This is a genomic window from Tahibacter sp. (genome assembly GCF_032229445.1).
Classification (GTDB): domain Bacteria; phylum Pseudomonadota; class Gammaproteobacteria; order Xanthomonadales; family Rhodanobacteraceae; genus Tahibacter.
On sequence record NZ_JAVTWC010000013.1, the window covers coordinates 1 to 19,626 of the forward strand.

At 69.6% G+C, this 19,626-nt stretch carries 3 protein-coding genes; all 3 read left to right on the top strand.

Annotated elements, in window-relative coordinates:
* The first annotated feature begins 151 nt into the window (after positions 1-151).
* On the top strand, positions 152-301 hold the full coding sequence (locus tag RUU78_RS03240) for a hypothetical protein (RefSeq protein ID WP_313913622.1): 150 nt from the start codon (positions 152-154) through the stop codon (positions 299-301).
* Positions 298-8,097 carry an SDR family NAD(P)-dependent oxidoreductase gene (locus RUU78_RS03245; protein ID WP_313913625.1) on the top strand — a complete coding sequence of 2,600 codons (7,800 nt, stop codon included), beginning with the start codon at positions 298-300 and terminating at the stop codon, positions 8,095-8,097. Before RUU78_RS03240 ends, RUU78_RS03245 begins: the two co-directional genes overlap by 4 nt.
* Before the next feature lie 14 nt (positions 8,098-8,111).
* Positions 8,112-19,626, top strand: an 11,515-nt coding sequence (locus RUU78_RS03250) for an SDR family NAD(P)-dependent oxidoreductase (RefSeq protein WP_313913627.1), incomplete at its 3' end; no start/stop codon positions are given.

The following is a 19,626-nucleotide window of genomic DNA, read 5'->3' on the forward strand; positions in this document are numbered from 1 at the left end:
GCCTTTCGACTGGCAGCGTCTGTAGGCGGGGGCGGCGCGCCACGCGGCGCGCGCGCCGCGGCGCGTCAGCCTGCCGGCGTACCCGTGCGCGCGCGAACGCTATTGGGTCGAGACCGGCACCGGCCGAGCGCCGTCGACGACGGTGGAACACATGCGCTATCGCGACGCCAGCGGGACACCGGACGACGCGGCGCTGGAGCGTCTGCTGGACGGCCTCATCGCCGACAGCGTCACATTGCAGGATGCGATGCAGGCGCTCGACCGGCTGGAGCACGCCCGGACAGAAGGATATTCGTCATGAAGTATTCGGAATTCGTTCTGCGCGAGCTGACGGCCGGGCGCCTGTCCAAGATCCAGGCGCTGCAGCTGCTGAAGTACGCGCAGGCGCCGATGGCGTCCGTCCCGGCGCTGCATCCGCTGCTGCACCGTAATACCTCCGATTTCTCCGGGCAGCGTTTCTCCGTCGCCTTCTCCGGCGACGAATTCTTTCTGCGCGATCACGTCATGACCGGCCGCCGCCTGCTGCCCGGCGTGGTCTGTCTCGAGATGGCACGTGCGGCCGTCGCGCGCAGTCTCGACGAGGCGGCAACCGCACTCGAACTGCGTGACGTGACGTGGCTGCGACCTGTCGTGGCAGATGACGGCGTCGCACTCGACATCGAACTCGCCGCACGCGACGACGGCGGCATCGAGTTCGACGTCCGAAGCGCCGACGGTGCGACCCTGCATGTGCAGGGACTCGTCGTGACACCGGCGCCGGCGGATCTTTCCGTTGTCGATATCGCTGGCCTGCGTGCCCGCTGCGACCGCTCCGTCGAGGCGTCGGCCTGCTATCGGTTCTTCAGCGCCGCCGGACTCGACTACGGTCCGGCACATCGCGGTCTCACCGAGCTGAACCTCGGTGTCGACGCGGCTGGCGGGGCGTTCGTGCTGGCGCGCGTCGCGCTGCCGGCGTGCGTCGCGACGACCCGGGACGACTACGTGCTGCATCCCAGCGTGCTCGACAGCGCGCTGCAGGCGGCCGTCGCGCTGCTGCTCGGCGAGACGGATGCCAGCGAAGCCGCGCCCGGCCTGCGCCCGATGCTGCCGTTCGTGCTGGAGCGCCTGCAGATTGCCGGTCCGACGCCTGTATCGGCCTGGGTGTATCTGCGGACGCGCGGCCGTGTGTCGTCGTCGACGCTGACGCTCGACGTCGATGTCTGTGACGAAGCGGGGCGCGTATGCGTGCGCCTGCAGGGCCTGACCTCGCGCGTTCTGGGCAGTGAAGCGGCGCAGACGGCGCTGCTGACGCAGCGCTGGGAGGCGCGACCGGCGGTGCCGGTGGCGGCGCCGGCGTCGACGCACTGGGTCTGCGTGGATGCGGCGTATGCACCACGGCTGGAAGCACTGCGCGCGAGCGGGGTGGCGGCGCGCTGGCTGGCGCTGCCGACAGTGACGGATGTGGAGACGCTGGGTGCGGCATGGGAATCGGTGTTCGCGCTGGTGCGCGAGGGACTGGCGGATCAGCCGACGGTGCCGATCCGGCTGCAGGTGCTGACGGCGCGGCACGGGCCGGCCTGGGGTGAGCATCACGGTGCATTGCTGGGCGCGGTGTCCGGAATGCTCAGGAGTGCGGCGCAGGAGAACCCGCTGTTCCAGGGGCAGGTGATCGAGCTGGGGAACGACGCGGACGAGGCCCTGCTGCTGCGCGCCGTGCGCGAGAACGCAGGTACCTCCGACGCGCAGGTGCGTTATCGCGGCGGCGACCGCGAGGTGCTGAATCTGTGTCCGCTGGACCCGCCGGCAGCGCCGCCGGTGCCGTGGCGTGACGGCGGGGTGTACTGGATCACCGGCGGTATCGGCGGCCTGGGCCTGATCGTCGCCGGCGAAATCCTGCGCCACACCCAAGGTGCGCGGCTGGTGCTCACGGGCCGCTCGGCACCCGATGCGGCGCGACGCGAGGCGCTGGCGTCACTCGCGCGCAGCGGCCGCGACGCGCAGGTGGAATACCGCGAACTCGACGTGGGCGACGCCGCGGCAGTGCAGGCCTGCGCCGAGGCGATCGTGGCGCGTCACGGCGGCCTCAACGCGGTCGTGCACAGCGCCGGCGTCATCGACGATGCCTTCATCCTGCACAAGACGTTGGAGCAGTTGCGCGCGGTGTGGACGGCCAAGGTCGCGGGCACGGTCAACCTCGACCGTGCCACGCGCGGCCTGGCGCTGGACGGTTTCGTGCTGTTTTCGTCGGTGGCCGGCGTGGCCGGGGCAGTCGGGCAGAGCGACTACGCGACGGCGAATGCGTTCCTGGACGCTTATGCACGCTACCGCGCGGCCTGCGTGCGGGACGGTACGGCGACGGGGCGCACCGTGGCGATAGCCTGGCCGCTGTGGGCCGAAGGCGGGATGCGGCTGGACGACGACGCGCTGCAACGGCTGCGGCAGCAAGGCTGGGAGCCGCTGGGCACGGCCGAAGGTCTGGCCGCGCTGCAGGCGGCGTGGGCGAGCGAGGCGGAACAGGTGGTGGTGCTCAATGGCACGCGCGAGGCGCTGCAGGCGCCGGCGCCATCCGCGGTGCCGGCGCCTGCCGTGTCCGCGGCACCCGTGCCGGCGGGCATCGATGCCGACGACCTGCGTGACCGCACGATCCGCTACCTCAAGCAGCGGCTGTCGCAGACACTCAAGCTCGCACCGGAGCGCATCGATGCAGACGCGCCGCTGGAGCGCTACGGCATCGACTCGATCCTCGCGCTCAAGCTCGTCGATGCGCTGCAGGAAGCGTTCGGCGCGCTGCCCAAGACGCTGATGTTCGAGTACCAGACGATCGCGGCGCTGGCGCAGTATTTCCTGCGCCAGCATCGCACCACGCTGCTGGCGCAGTTGCACGTGGAGACGCGGCCGGCGCCGGCCCCGCCGGCCGCGGCAGGTTCTCTGGCAGCGCCGGCTCCGTCGGCAGCGGGGGGGGTGCGCCCGCGCCGCGGCCGCCGCCCGGGCGTCATGCCCAGCGTGGCGGCACCTGCTGCACCCGCGGTGACGCCGATCGCGATCGTCGGCATGAGCGGTCGCTATCCGCAGGCGCCGACGCTCGAGGCCTACTGGCAGAACCTCACCGAAGGCCGTGACTGCATCACCGAGATACCCGCGTCGCGCTGGGATCACCGCGACTTCTTCGACGCGGAGAAGGGCAGGATCGGCAAGAGCTACAGCAAGTGGGGCGGGTTCATCGACGGCGTGGAGAACTTCGACGCGCTGTTCTTCAGCATCGCTCCGCGCGAAGCGCAGATCCTGGATCCGCAGGAACGCCTGTTCCTGCAGTGCGCCTACGAAACGCTGGAAGACGCGGGCTATACGCGCGAGTCGCTGCGCAGCGAGGTCCGCGGCAATGTCGGCGTGTTCGTCGGCGTGATGTACACGGAATACCAGCTCTACGGCGCGCAGGCGCAGGCGCTGGGCGAGCCGTATGCGCTGAGCAGCAGTGCCGCGTCGATCGCCAACCGGGTGTCGTACTACTGCAACTTGCAGGGACCGAGCCTGGCGATCGACACGATGTGTTCGAGCTCGCTGACGGCTATCCACCTGGCCTGCGGCAGCCTGCGCAGCGGCGAGTGCGCGGCGGCGATCGCCGGCGGCGTCAACGTGTCGGTGCACCCGAACAAGTATCTGATCCTCTCGCAGGCGCAGTTCTTCTCCAGCCGCGGCCGCTGCGAGAGTTTCGGTGCGCACGGCGACGGCTACGTGCCGGGCGAAGGCGTGGGCGCGGTGCTGCTCAAGCCGCTGGATCGTGCGCTGGCGCAGGGTGATCACATCTACGGTCTGATCCTGGGCTCGAGCATCAACCACGGCGGCAAGACCAACGGCTACAGCGTGCCCAATCCGCAGGCGCAGGCGCAGGTCATCGCGGAGGCGCTGCGCGACGCCGACGTGGACGCGCGCGCGATCAGCTACGTCGAAGCCCACGGCACCGGCACGAGCCTGGGCGATCCGATCGAGATCGCCGGGTTGACCCAGGCGTTTGCGCAGTTCACCGAGGACAAACAGTACTGCGCGATCGGATCGGTGAAGTCCAATGTCGGTCATCTGGAGAGCGCAGCCGGAATCGCCGGTCTGGCAAAAGTGCTGCTGCAGATGCGCCACGGGCAACTGGTGCCGTCACTGCACGCGGAGCCGCTGAACCCGCACATCACTTTCGAGCACACGCCGTTCTTCGTCCAGCGCACGCTGACCGCCTGGCCGCGGCGGCAAGTCGAGCGCGACGGTGAACTCCGGGAGCTGCCGCGTATCGCAGGCCTTTCGTCCTTCGGCGCGGGCGGCGCGAATGCGCATCTGATCGTGCAGGAATACATCGACGACACCGGGTCGCAGCCGTCGGCACGGCCGGCGCTGGTGGTGCTGTCGGCGCGCAGCGAGGAACGCCTCGGTGTGCAGGTACAGCAGTTGCTGCGGCATCTGGAGGCGCAGCAGTGCGCACCCCACGAGCTGGCGGATCTGGCCTACACCCTGCAGGTCGGCCGCGAGGCGATGGAACACCGCGTGGCGTTCATTGCGACGTCACTGCCGGAACTGATGGAACGCCTCCGCGCGTACCTCGAGCAGGGCACCTCGGGCGAGGGCTGCTACCGCGGCGACGCCCGGCGCAGGGACGCGGTGTCGCTGCTCGGCAACGATGAGGAACTGCAACAGGCGCTGGCCAAGTGGGTAGAGCGCGGCAAGTACGGCAAGTTGCTGGAACTGTGGGTACAGGGCCTCGCGTTCGACTGGCGGCTGCTGCATGCCGACCGCCGACCGCGCCGGCTGTCCCTGCCGACCTATCCCTTCGCGGCGGAACGCCACTGGATTCCGTCGACGCCGCTGCCCTACGTCGTTGCGCCGTCCGCCGTGGCGGCCGCGATGGACGGGGCGCCGCCGATCCGGCGTCGCAAGCGGATCCTGCGCAAGCAGTGGCATGCGGCCTCCGCGGTGGTCGAGCTGCGCTCTGGCCAGCGCGTGCTGATCGTGGCGGACGAAGCGACACGCGCGCTCGCGCTGGCGCTGCAGGCTCAGCTGGCAGGCAGCGAACTGTACGACGGCTCCCGGGAGCCTGACCGCTCGCCGCTGCGCCTGGCGGAGTTCGACGGCCTCATCGATCTCGCCGGTTGCGCGGCGGACGGCGCCGACCCGCTAGACGGGCTGTCGCTGCTGCAGGCCTGGGTGCAGGCACGTGCGGCATCGGGCGGCATGGCCCTTGGCGTCACGCGCGGGCTGGAACGTTGTGGCGACACGGCCGTCGATCCGGCCGGCGCGCTGCGTGCCTGTTTCTACCGCATCCTGCAGAGCGAGTACTCGCGCATCGCTTCGCGGCATCTCGATCTCGAGGCTGCCGAGGCAGACGACGTGGCGGCGCAGCAGATCCGCGACGAATACTTCACGCAGGTGCAAGACGCGCAGGTGTGTCGCCGCGGCGGCGCACGCTACCGCGCGGTGCTCGAGGAGACGGCGCCGGATGAGACTGCGGTCGCCGGAAGTCCGTCCCTGGCCCCGCACACGCCGTTTCCGCAGGACGCGGTGCTGTGGATCACTGGTGGTACGCGCGGCCTCGGCTATCAGTGCGCCCGGCATTTCGTGCGGCACTACGGCGTCAGGCACCTGTTCCTGACGTGCCGCGAGCCCCTGCCCGAACGCGCATCCTGGGAAACGCTGGCGCGCGAGGAGACCGCCCTGGCGCAGCGGCTGCGCGACCTGCTCGCGCTCGAGGCAGACGGCGCGTCGGTACGTGTCTCCCACGTACCTCTGACCGATGCGGAGGCCGTGGCACGCGAAATCGCCGAGGTCAACCGCACGCAGGGACCGATCGCCGGATGGCTGCACTGCGCCGGCCGCGCCGATGCAGTGACGCCGGCCTTCGTGCGCAAGCGGGCGGCCGATGTCCTTGCGGTGCTTGAGCCGAAAGTGGCGGCGCTGCCGGTTCTGTTCGCGCAGTTGCGCCCGCAGCCGCTGCAGTTCGCCGCACTGTTCTCGTCGGTTTCGGCGGCCGTTCCCGCCCTGGCGGCCGGCCAGAGCGACTACGCCGCCGCCAACGCATTCATGGACGCCTACGCCGAAGCCCAGGCGCAGCAGGGCGTGCCGGTCGTCAGCATCCAGTGGCCGAGCTGGGCACAGAGCGGCATGGGCGCCGTACGGAGCCGCGCGTACGAGCGCAGCGGACTGCTCACGCTCGACGACGATGAGGGGCTGGCGCTACTCGATGAAGTGCTCGCGGCCCACTGCCGCGGCACCGTGTTGCCGGCCTGGACCGACGAGCGCCGCTGGCCGGCTGAACCGCTGGCACATCGCCCGCCCGAGGCGCCGGTGGCGGCGCCCCGGCCAATGGCGGCGGCCAGCGAGGTCAAAGCCGATGCCGCCGGCGCCGCCACCGGCGCGCTGCACGAGTGGCTGCGCGACCTCGTGGCCGACCATCTCGGCATCGAGCGCTCGCGCATCCGCACCGATGCGCCGCTGACCGAGTACGGCGCCGATTCGGTGATGCTGGCGCAGTTGCTGTCGCCGATCAGCCGACACGTGAGCGAGGCGCTCGATCCGTCGATCCTGTACGAGCATCCGACGATCGAGGCCTTCGGCGGCTGGCTGCTGCGCCACCACGGCGAGAAGTTCGCGTCGGCGGCTGGGGCGACGCCCGTCGCCCACGCGCCGCTGCAACCGGCTCCGCTGGGGTCGCCGGCGGCGCTGCCCGTGCCGGCCGTGCCGGCCGGCCGCCTGCGCGCCTTGCCGCAGGCACAGGACATCGCCGTGGTCGGCCTGTCGTGCCGCTTCGCCGGTTGCGATACCGCGCAGGACTACTGGTCGCTGCTCTGTGACGGGCGCTCCGCGATCGCCGCAGTGCCCGAGTCGCGCTGGGGCGTCCCCTGCGACGCACATGCGGCGTTGCTCGACGATCTGCGGCGCTTCGACGCGCGCTATTTCCGGCTCTCGCCGGCGGATGCGCGGGCGATGGATCCGCAGGCGTTGCTGGTGCTGGAGGAGGCGCTCAAGACCTGGTACGACGCCGGCTACACCCCGGCCGATCTGCGCGGCACGGCGACCGGCGTCTACCTCGGCGCCCGCAGCGAGCATCGCGCGGACCGCGCGAGCCTGCTGCAGGCGCCGAACCCGATACTCGCAACCGGCCAGAACTACCTCGCCGCTAACGTCTCGCAGTTCTTCGACCTGCGCGGCCCCAGCCTCGTCGTGGATACCGCATGCTCGTCCGCGCTCGTGGCCATGGACGTCGCGATCCAGGCATTGCAGAGCGGCCGCACGACGGCGGCCCTGGTCGGCGGCGTGAACGTGCTGCACACCGACGCCGCCGTGCAGATGTTCCGGCATCGCGGCTTGCTGCAAGGTGACGGCAGCTTCCATGTGTTCGACCGGCGCGCCGGCGGCGCCGTGCTCGGCGAGGGTGTCGGCATGGTGCTGCTCAAGACTGTCGATCAGGCCCAGGCCGACGGCGACCGCATCTATGCGGTGGTCAAGGCGGTGGAGATCAACAACGACGGACGCACCGCCGGGCCGTCGGCGCCGAACGTCCAGGCGCAGATCGACGTGATGCGTGGCGCGCTGCGGCGCAGCGGGCTGGCCCCGGACGCGGTCACGCACGTCGAGGCGAATGGCGCAGGATCCGAAGTCAACGATCTGCTCGAGCTCAAGGCGCTTGCCGCGGTCTATGGCGGCAGCGAGCGTCTGTGCGAGCTAGGCTCGATGAAACCGAACATCGGCCATCCGCTCTGCGCCGAGGGTATCGCGAGCTTCCTCAAGGTCGTGCTGATGCTGCATCACGGCCGGCGCGTGCCGTTCCTGTCCGCGCAGCAGCCACTGCAGCACTTTGATGTCGCCGGTGCCGGGCTGGGCTTCTGCCGCAGCGTCGCGACGTGGGAGGCACCGCAGCGGGCCGCCGCGATCAATTCGTTCGCCGACGGTGGTACCAATGCGCATGTCGTGGTGCAGGCATTCGGGCAGCCCGGCTACGTCGCACGGCGGCAGCCGCTGGATCCGCCGCGACTGGAGCGGCTCGATCTCGATGCCATCGGTCCGGCGGCGACCGTCGTGCCGATAAGCAGCGCATCGGCATCGAGAAATTTCTGGAAAAAACCCCTCGCGAACCGTCACTGATGGCAGCCACTGCGATGAATTCGACGCAAGACCGGTTTTACCTGAACGCCCAGCACCCGGTGTTGCGCGATCACGTCGTCCATGGCCGCCATGTCCTGCCGGGGCTGGCGTACGTCGATCTGCTGTATCAGACGCTGCGGGAGCAGGGGCTCGACCACCTGGGCTGGTCGCTGCGCAACGTGTCGATCTACCACCCGCTGTCGATCGCCGCCGATGAGGAACTCCTGATCGAGATCGACAGCCGCCAGATCGATGCGACGAACTGGCGCATCGAGATCCACGGCCAGGACATGGCCGGCGGAACGCGGCGGCGTTACTGCAGCGCGCAGGTCAGCGCGACCGGGCCGGTGCAGTTCGACGAGACCCTCGATCTCGAGGCCATCCTCGCCTCCGGTGCCGAACGCACCTCGCTCGACCGCGTCTATGAGCAGTGCCGGTCGCACGGCCTCGTCCACGGCGGCTTCATGCAGCCTCGCGGCGCACGCTATGCGACCGCCGATGCGATCTACATCGACTGTGCCGTCGACCCGTCGTTCGCGCCCGAAGGCATGGAGCTGATGTTCCATCCGGCGCTGCTCGACGGCTGCGCCATTGGCCTCAGCAGCGTCGTCGACGCAACCGGCGACGGCGCGCTGCCCCTGTTCCTGCCGATCGCGATCGAGTCGTTCCGCGCCTCCCACCTGCTGTCGGACCGCTGCGTCGCGCGCATCCGGACCGACCGGATCAAGCTGCAGCAGGATCTGTGTTCGCTGTCGCTGGAGTTCTTCGACGAGTGCGGCGCCAAGGTCGCGGAACTCACCAATCTGACCACCAAGGCCATACGCGACCCGGCCCGGCTCGATCGGTCGCCGGCGCGTGACGAGGGGGCAACCGGGCACACGCCAGCGCCACGCATCACTGGAGCGACGCCGGCACCGGAGCGCTCGCCCGCACCGGCGGCCGGCGACGACCGGCGCGCGCCCTGGCAGGCATTCCTGCAGCGCATCGTCGCGCAGCGCCTCGGCGTGAGTACCCATCAGGTCGACGTCCGTGCCGGTTTCTACGACCTGGGGCTGGATTCCGCGAGCCTGCTCGAACTCGTGCAACTCGTCGAAGGCCGGCTGCAGGTGCCGCTGTCGCCAACGCTGCTGTTCGAGCACACCAGCGTCGACGCTCTCGCCGAACATCTGAGCGCCAGCTACGGCGCGCCGGCGCAGGACACCACTCGTGCGTCGCGCGCCGGCAGCGTCGCGCCGGCGGCGGCCGGCGGGACGGTGGAAGCCATTGCCAAGCCGGTGGCCGTCGCTGCGCCGCCGATCGTGCGCGAGTCCGCACCGCTCGCCGCCGGAAGCGAGACCGACATCGCGGTCATCGGCATGGCCGGACGCTTCCCGCAGGCGCTGGATGTGCGCGAATTGTGGGCCAATCTGCTGGCGGCGAAGGACTGCATCACGGAAGTGCCGGCGTCGCGCTGGGACTGGCACCTGCTCGATCGGGTCAAGTCCGCATCCGGCAAGGATATGTCGCGATGGGGCGGCTTCATCGCGGAGGCGGACTGCTTCGACGCCGAGTTCTTCCGCATCCTGCCACGTGACGCGGAGCTGATGGACCCGCAGGAACGCCAGTTCCTCGAGGTCGCCTGGAGCGCGATCGAGGACGCCGGCTACACGCCGGCGACGCTGGCCGATCTCGGCGAGGACGGCCGGCGCCGGCCGGTCGGGGTCTTCGCCGGCGCGATGCACAAGGACTACGCGCTGGTTGGCGCGCAGCGGCTGCAGGACCGGCAGGTGCTGCCGCTGTCCCTGTCGGCCGGCATGATCGCCAATCGCGTCTCCTATTTCTGCAATTTCCATGGACCGAGCATCACCATCGACACGGTGTGCTCGTCGTCGCTCACCGCCGTTCATCTCGCGCTCGAAAGTGTCCGTCACGGCGAATGCGAGGTCGCCCTCGCCGGCGGCGTGAACCTGTCGCTCCATCCGGCGAAGTACCTGACCTACGGCATGGCCGACATGCATGCCAGCGATGGCCGCTGCCGCAGCTTCGGCGCCGGAGGCGACGGCTATGTCTCGGCCGAAGGCGTGGGCGTCGTCGTACTCAAGCCGTTGCGCCGGGCGCGTGCCGATCGGGATGCGGTCTATGCGGTGGTGAAAGGCAGCGCCGTCAATCATGTCGGCGCGGTCGGCGGCGCGTCGGTGCCGAGCCCGACGGCGCAGGCCGACATGATCGGGCAATGCCTGCGCAAGGCAGGCGTCGACGCCCGCAGCATCGGCTATGTCGAAGCACACGGCACAGGCACCTCCCTGGGCGATCCCATCGAGATCGAAGGACTGGGCAAGGCGTTTCGCCGCCATACCCAGGATGTCGGCTTCTGCGCCATCGGTTCGCTGAAGTCGAACATCGGCCATGCCGAAGCGGCGGCCGGCGTGGCCGGGCTGATCAAGGCCGTGCTGCAGCTCGAGCACCGCACGCTGGTTGCGTCGCTGCACGCGCAGACCCTGAATCCGCATATCGACTGGCAGCGTTCGCCGTTCGTCGTGCAGACGCGCACGGAGAAATGGCGGCGCTCCCGACGCCTGGAGAACGGGCAGGTCGTCGTCTATCCACGGCGTGCCGCGCTGAGTTCCTTCGGCGCCACCGGTTCAAACGCCCATGTGATCCTGGAGGAGTACCGCGCGCCGCGCGAGGCGCTGCAGCATTCTGCGGCCGCGCTGGTCGTGCTGTCGGCGCGCAACGCGGAGCGCCTGCGTGCGCAGGCGCAGCGGCTGCTCGCGCATCTCGAGCGCGACGACGTGCCGCTGTCCGACCTCGCCTACACGCTGCAGGTCGGGCGCCAAGCGTTCGACCACCGCCTCGCGATCGTTGCGGCGGATGCGGTCCAGCTGAAGGCGCGCCTGGCCGCGTTCGTGGAGACCGGCACGGTATCCGGCGACGAGGACGGCTTCGTCGGCGAATGCCGTCAGCATCGCGATGCCGTCGGCCTGCTGACGGACGACGAGGACTCCGCCGAACTCGTTGCCAAGTGGCTCGCCAAAGGCAAGCTGCGCAAGTTGGCTCAGTTGTGGATAAAGGGATTTTCGGTCGACTGGAAACGCCTGTACGGCCAGGGCGCGCCTCGGCGTGTACATCTGCCCGGCTATGCCTTTGCGCGGCCGCGCTACTGGCTGCCGGACGCGGAGCCGGCGCCGGCGATGCCGACCGCGACGGCAGCGGCGCTCATGCCGGATGCGGCAACGCCGCAGGCGCTGCTGCTGACGCCGCAGTGGGAGCCGGCGTCGCTGGCGGCAGCGGCGGTCACGGATGGCGAGCAGTGGATACTGTTCGCCGGCTGGCGCAGTGCGGTGCAGGGCGATGCGTGGCCATCGGCGCGGGTGGAAACGCTGGCGGCAGACGGCGACGAGGCGGAGCGGTTCGCGCGCTACGGCTGGCAGTTGCTGCAGCGGGTGCAGACCTGGCTGCAGGACCGGCCGCGCGCGCCGCTTCGGATCCAGCTGGTGATACCGGCGGGCGAGGCGACGCTGTACGCGCTGGCCGGTCTGCTCAAGACGGCCCAGCAGGAACAGCCGCTGCTGCGCGGGCAAGTCATCGGGGTCGAGGACGTGTCGGACACGCCGTGGCTGGCGGCGCAGCTGGCGCGGTGTGCGGCCAGCGAGGCGGCGGAGTTGCGCTATGCGGATGGGCTCTGGCAGGCGCGGCATTTCCGTCCACTGGTGGGATCGGCGCCGGTGCAGCCGTGGAAGCGCGGCGGCGTGTACCTGATCACTGGCGGCGGCGGCGGCCTGGGACGCCGGGTCGCCGAGGCGATCGAACGCGAGGTTGGGACGGCGACGGTGGTGCTGGTGGGGCGCGGCGAGCCGGCCGGGCTGCCGTCGTTGGGTGGACTCACGGTCGATTGCCGTCGGGTGGATGTGGCCGACGCGGCCGCAGTCGGCGAGCTCATTGCGGGGATACTCGCGCGCCACGGCCGTCTCGACGGCATCGTGCATTCGGCCGGTGTGATCCGGGACGGCTTCCTGTTGCGCAAGTCCGAAGCACAGTATCGCGAGGTGCTGGCGCCGAAGGTGCGCGGGGTCGTGAATCTCGACCGCGCGACGCGTCATCTGGCGCTGGATTCGTTCGTGCTGTTCTCGTCGGCGACGGGGGCCTACGGCAATGTGGGGCAGGGCGATTACGCGCTCGCGAACGCCTTCCTGGACGCGTATGCACAGCAGCGTGCACAGGCGGTGGCTCGCGGCGAGTGCCGGGGCCATAGCGTGTCGATCGGCTGGCCGCTGTGGGCAGAGGGCGGCATGCAGGTCGGTGCCGAGCGGCGTGAGGCGCTGCGCGCGGTGGGTGCGGATGCGATGCCGACGGCACAGGGAATCGAAGCGCTGTACCAGGCCTACGGCAGCGGTGCGGCGCAGGTGCAGGTGCTGTACGGGATGGCGCCCGCGCTGATGGAGACGCACGCGAAAGCGACCCGCGCTGAGCCCGCCAGGCAGGCCGAAGCATCGGAAGTAAGGCCGCGCACGCTGCAGCAGTTGCGTCGCTTGTTCGGTGCCGTGACGAAGCTCGATGCGGCACAGATCGACGTGGCCGAGCCACTGGAGAGCTACGGCATCGACTCGATCGTGATCATGCAGCTCAACACGCGGCTGACCGGCGTGTTCGGCGAGCTGTCCAAGACGCTGTTCTTCGAATACCCGACGTTGGCCGAGCTGGGCGACTACCTGGTGCGCGACCATCACGCGGCGTGCGTGCGCTGGTGCGGGCTGGACGAGCCAGCCGCTGTGCCGGCGACCGCCGTCGCGTCGGCGGTTGCCGTCGTGTCCGGCGCGGCCGTTGCGCCGCCGCCGGGGTCTGCGCGCGCTGCGGCGGTCGTCTCCGCCGCGCCGGCAACGTCGGCGACGGACGTGTCCTCCGAACCGGCCCGGCCGGTGTCGCAGGCGGTCGCCGTCATCGGTCTGGCCGGGCGTTATCCCCAGGCGCGCGACATCGACAGCTACTGGGACAACCTGCGCGAAGGCCGCGACGGCATCCGCGAGATTCCAGCAGAACGCTGGCCGATCGAGGGCTTCTTCGAGCCCGACATGGAGCGCGCGATCGCGAGCGGCCGCAGCTACGGCAAGTGGGGCGGCTTCATCGACGGCTTCGCCGAGTTCGACGCACTGTTCTTCAATATCTCGCCGCGCGAGGCGATGAACGTCGACCCGCAGGAACGCCTGTTCCTGGAAACGTGCTGGGCGGCGATGGAAGACGCCGGCTACACGCGCGAGCGCTTCGCAACAGCGCACCAGCGCCGTGTCGGCGTATTCGCCGGCATCACCAGGACCGGCTTCGACCTGTACGGCCCGGAACTGTGGCGTCGCGGCGAGACGCTGGCGCCGTCGACCTCGTTCGGCTCGCTGGCCAATCGCGTGTCATACGCGCTGAACCTGCAGGGGCCGAGCATGCCCGTCGACACCATGTGCTCGGCGTCGCTGACGGCGATCCACGAAGCCTGCCAACACCTGTTGCGCGACGAGTGCGAGCTGGCATTCGCCGGCGGTGTGAACCTGTACCTGCATCCGGCCAACTACGCGATGCTGTGCAGCAGCCGCATGCTGTCGGCGAGCGGGCGCTGTCACAGTTTCGGGGCCGGCGGCGACGGCTTCGTACCGGGTGAAGGCATTGGCGTGGCGCTGCTCAAGCCCTTGGCGCGGGCGGTAGCCGACCGTGATCCGATCCATGGCGTGATCCGCGCGACGGGTATCAACCACGACGGCAAGACCAACGGCTATACGGTGCCCAACCCGGTCGCGCAGCGCGAGCTGATCGCATCGGTGCTGGCCAAGGCCGGTATCGACGCGCGCACGGTGAGCTATATCGAGGCACACGGCACCGGCACTTCGCTGGGCGATCCGATCGAGATCACCGGACTCACCCAGGCCTTCGCGCGGCACACCGCCGACACGCAGTTCTGCGCGATCGGCTCGGTCAAGTCGAACATCGGCCATGCCGAGGCCGCGGCCGGCATCGCCGGGCTGACCAAGGTGCTGCTGCAGATGAAGCACCGGCAGCTGGCGCCGAGCCTGCATGCGGAAACGCTCAATCCGAACATCGACTTCAGCACGACGCCGTTCGTGGTGCAGCGCACACTGGCCGACTGGCGCCGGCCGCAGGTGACGCTAGCTGGGGTGACGCGCGAATACCCGCGCATTGCCGGAATTTCGTCCTTCGGCGCGGGCGGCGCGAACGCGCATGTGATCGTCGAGGAATACGTCGCAACCGCCGCGGCGCCGTTCACACGGACAGTTCCGGTGCTGTGCGTGCTGTCGGCGCGCAGCGAGGAACGCCTCAAGGCACGCGCGCAGCAACTGCTGGACGCGATCCACCGCCGCGGACTGGCTGATGCGGATCTGGCCGACATCGCCTACACGCTGCAGGTCGGGCGCGAGGCGATGGACCATCGCCTCGCGTTCACCGCGGACACACTGGCGGCGCTGAGCGGACTACTGCAGCGCTACGTGGGTGGCGACACGGCCATCGACGGACTGCACCGCGGCGAGGTCAAGCGCAACAAGGATGCATTGTCGGCGCTGACCGAGGACGACGAATTCGACGAAACCATTGCCAAGTGGCTGGCCCGAGGCAAGTACGCCAAGGTGCTGGACCTGTGGGTCAAGGGACTGGCGTTCGACTGGACGCGCCTGTATCCGCAGGACACGCCGCGCATCATCGCGCTGCCGACCTATCCCTTCGCGCCGGAGACGCATTGGCTGCCGCTGGGCCCAACAGCGGCTGTCCCGGCCGATGCAGCCGTGACCCAGCTGCACCCCCTGCTGCACGCCAATACCTCGACCCTGGCGCAACAGCGCTATTCGTCTCGGTTCACCGGAGACGAGTTCTTCCTGGCTGACCATCGCGTGCACGGCGAGCGCATGCTTCCGGGCGTCGCTTATCTCGAGATGGCGCAGCAGGCCGTCCACCGCGCATTGGAAGTGGATGACGGCACGCTCGCGCTGAAGGCTGTCGTCTGGGTACGGCCGCTACGGGTCAATGCGCCCCTCGCCGTCCACGTCAGTCTCGATCCGCTTGAATCGGGCGAGGTGGCCTGGGAGGTGTACACACAGGCGGACGACGAGGGTGGCAGCGGCGGCGAGCGCATCGTGCACGCGCAGGGCCGGGTTGCGCTCGTCGCTCCGGTGGCGCACGAACGCGTGGATCTGGCCGCGCTGGGGCGCTGTTGCGAAATCCGTGTCGACGCGAGCGCGTGCTACGACGTATTCGACGCGACGGGCGTGAGCTACGGCCCGGCGCATCGCGGCATCCGCAGTCTGCAGATCGGTGCGGACGACAATTCTCCATTCGTGCTCGCGCAGCTCGCGCTGCCCGACGACGCCGACGCTCCGCAGGGAAGCTACGTCCTGCATCCGGGCATCCTCGACAGCGCGCTGCAGGCCTCCATCGGCTTCGTGCTCGGCACCGCGTCTGCCGGCACCTCCGCGACCGCGGGCGCGCAGGCGGCCATGCCGTTCTCGGTCGACGAGATCGAGATACTCGGCGCAACGCCGCTGCGGGGTTTCGCGCTGGTGCGCGACCGCACGCTGCCGGGTACGCAGACGCAGAAACTCGATGTCTACGTGTGCGATGAGCAGGGCGACATCCGCGTACGCCTACGCGGATTCGTCTGTCGCGCACTCGCCAGTCCGAAGGCGCCCTCCGCAGAGGTGGCCGCTGCCGCACACGCGGTCACGTCGCTGCTGCTGCCGCGCTGGGAGGCGGTGGCGAGTCCGTTCGCCGAGGCCTGGCCCGCGCCGCACGCGCGCGTGCTCATCGTCGGCGGTTCGGTCGAGCAGCAGCACGCCATGCGGCAGCGCCATGCGCACGCGCACGTGCTCGACGCCGCCGCCGACAGTGCGGTCGAAACGCTTGCCGCCGCGCTCGCGGCGCACAACCCGATCGACCACATCGTGTGGATCGCGTCGCCACTGTGGACCGCGCCGGAGGAAGATCAGCTGATCGAGGCGCAGGAAACCGGCGTCATCGCGCTGTTCCGGCTCGTCAAGGCGCTGCTCGCCGGGGGCTACGGCGCGCGTCCGCTCGGCTGGACGGTGCTGACGACGCAGTCGCAACAGATCGATGCCGCCGACGTTGCCGATCCGGCCCATGCCGGCATCCATGGTTTCGTCGGTTCCCTGGCCAAGGAATATGCACATTGGCCGGTCCGCCTCGTCGACATTCCTGCGGGCGAAAGCGGTGATGTCGACGAATGGCTGCGGCTGCCCGCCGACCCGAATGGCGACGCCTGGGCGTATCGGGCCGGCGAATGGTTCCAGCAGCAGCTGCTGCGCTTCGAACCGGCAGCGGTCGAGGCGACCACATTCCGCGACGGCGGCGTCTACGTCATGATCGGCGGCGCCGGCGGCATCGGTCAGGTCTTCAGCGAATACCTGGTCCGGCAGCATCGCGCGAATATCGTGTGGATCGGCCGGCGCCCCGTCGACGAGGAGATCGAGCAGAGCATGCGGCGTCTGTCCGCGCTCGGTCCCGCGCCGCTGTATCTGCAGGCCGACGCCGCGGACCGCGACGATCTGGCCCGTGCTCATCGCGAGATCCGGGCACGCCACGACCGCATCGACGGCGTCGTCCACTCCGCCATCGTCCTGCTGGACAAGAGCCTCGCCAACATGGAAGAGGGGCGGCTGCGCACCGCGCTGCGCGCCAAGGTGGACGTCTGCGTGCGCATCGCGCAAGTGTTCGCCGGCGAGCCGCTCGATTTCGTGCTGTTCTTCTCCGCGCTGCAGAGCTTCGTGAAGCAAGCCGGCCAGAGCAACTACGCCGCCGGCTGCACGTTCAAGGACGCCTTCGCACACGCACTGAACGCCGCATGGCCCTGCGCCGTGAAGATTGTCAACTGGGGCTTCTGGGGCACGGTTGGAACCGTGTCGTCCGAGTACTACCAGCAGCGGATGCAACAGGCCGGCATCGGCTCGATCGAGCCCGATGACGGCTTGCGCGCGCTGCAGGCGCTGTTCGCCGCCCGCGTGCCGCAACTCGCGGTCGTGAAGACCCTCTCGGCGCAGGCGCAAGCCCAGCTGCAGGCGCTGGAGCTGCCGGCGTCGACCGGCAGCAGCGCGGTGGTGATGCCGGTCGAGGTCGCGGCGATTCCGGCCGAACTCATCGCCGACGACACGGTGCGTGCGTGGCAGGCGGAATTCGACCGGCAGCAACTGACGCTGCTGTACGCACAGCTGCAGCACCTGGGCCTGTTCGACGCGCCACTCCCGGCACCGACGGCCGGGTCCGTGCGTCGATGGTTCGCCGCCAGCGGACTGCGCGCGATGTACGAGCGCTGGATGCTCCACAGCGTGCATGTGCTGACGGAAGCGGGCCTGCTGCGCGAGTCGGACGAAGGCCTGGTCCCCGGCTTCGGGGCGCCGGCGGACATGGCCGCCGCCTGGTCGCAGTGGGACGAACGCTGCGTGTCGTGGCGTGCGCAGCCCGGTCTAGGTGCGCAGATCGGCGTCGTTGACGCCACGCTGCGGGCGCTGCCAGACGTGCTCACGGGCCGTCGCCTCGCGACGGACTTGCTGTTCCCGCAATCGAAGATGAGCAGTGTCGAAGGCTTCTACCGCCGCAACGCGCTCGCCGACTACTTCAACACGGTGCTCGCCGACAGTCTGGTGGCCCAGTTCCGTGACCGCCTCGCCCAGGACCCGCAGCGACGCCTGCGCATTCTGGAGATCGGTGCCGGCACCGGCGGCACCAGCGCGCTGGTGTTCGACAAGCTGCGGCCGTTCGCGTCGGCGATCGACGAATACACCTACACGGACATTTCCAAGTCGTTCCTGATGCACGCGGAGGAACAGTTTGCCGCGGACGCGCCGTACCTGCGCTGCCGCCTGTTCAACGTCGAGCAGCCGTTGCGCAGCCAGTCCATCGACATCGGCAGCTACGACTTCGTGATAGCGACCAACGTGCTGCATGCGACGCGCAACATCCGCACGACGCTGCGCAACGCCAAGGCAGCATTGCACCATGGGGGTCTGCTGCTGCTCAACGAGATGAACCGCTTCAGCCTCGTGGCGCACCTGACCTTCGGTCTGACCGAAGGCTGGTGGCTGTTCGATGACGACGCGCTGCGCATTCCGGGTACGCCGGCGCTGGACCCGGCGGCCTGGCGCCGCGTGCTCGAAGGGGAAGGCTTCGAAGCGCTGCAGTTCCCGGCAGAATCCGCGCACGATCTGGGACAACAGATCGTGGTTGCGCGCAGCGACGGCGCCGTCCTCCAGGCGCCGGTCAAGGCGCGGCCACAGTCCGACGCGTCTGTTCGGGACAGCCGGCCTGCGCCGGTCGCGCACGACAGGCCGGCTGCTGCTGCTCCGGCTCCGGTTCGCGCGGCACCGGCAGCTCCCGCGCCGGCGCAGCGCGTGCAGCCCGACCGCGCCGGCCAGGAAGAATTCGTGCGCCGCACGATTGCCGAGACGATCGCGAACGCGCTGAAGGTTTCCGTGGATCTCGTCGACGCCGACGAGCCGTTCGCCGACTACGGCCTGGATTCGATCCTCGGTGTGCACGCGGTGCATGTCATTTCTGAAAAGCTCGGCATCTCGCTCAACACCACCGCGCTGTTCGACTACAGCACGGTGACAAAGCTCAGCGCGCACATCCTTGCGGAGCATGCACTGCGGGCGGACATCGGCGCAGTCGCCGTGACCAGCGCAGAACCCGTGGTCGACGACTCGCGCGCTGCGGCCGTCGCGTCAGCAGCGCCGCTACGCAGTCGCTTCGCGGTTGCCAGCAACGCACGGAGCGCCACAGCCGTTCCGGCCGTCGCGCCCGCAGTGGCACCGGTCGCCGCCACGCCGACCGACGTCGGCGGCCCACGTCCGCCGCTACCGGCAACGGCGGCTCACGAACCGATCGCGATCGTCGGCATGAGTGCGCGTTATCCCCATTGCGACGATGTGGAACAGTTGTGGCGACACCTGGCCAGCGGCGACGACCTGATCGACGCGCCGGGCGAGGGGCGGGGGCTGCCCCGTGGCGTGGTGTCGGGCATCGATCAGTTCGATGCCCTGTTCTTCAACATCTCGGGACTCGAGGCGACCTTCATGGACCCGCAGCAGCGGTTGTTCCTGGAGGAGTCGTGGAAGGCGCTCGAGGACGCCGGCTATGTCGGCGATGCGATCGAAGGCAGCCGTTGCGGTGTCTATCTGGGCAGCACCACCGGCGACTACAGCGCGCTGATGCCGCAGGCAAACATTCCGCCGCAGGCCTTCTGGGGAAATTCCGGTGCGATCACGCCGGCGCGCATTTCGTATTTCCTGGATCTGCAGGGGCCGGCCGTCGCCATCGACACCGCCTGTTCGAGTTCGCTGGTGGCGATGCATATGGGTTGCCTGGCCTTGCGTGCGGGCGAGGTGGCGCTGGCATTGGCCGGCGGCGTGTTCATCCAGTCGAGCCCGGCGTTTCAGGCTTCCGCGGGCAATGCGGGGATGCTGTCGCCGAATGGGCGCTGCTACACCTTCGATGATCGCGCGGACGGTTTCGTGGCGAGCGAAGGCGTAGGCGTGGTCGTGCTCAAGC

Coding starts and splice junctions, on each gene's coding strand:
- RUU78_RS03245 (WP_313913625.1), top strand. CDS start 298: ATGAAGTATTCGGAATTCGTTCTGCGCGAGCTGACGGCCGGGCGCCTG.
- RUU78_RS03240 (WP_313913622.1), top strand. CDS start 152: ATGCGCTATCGCGACGCCAGCGGGACACCGGACGACGCGGCGCTGGAG.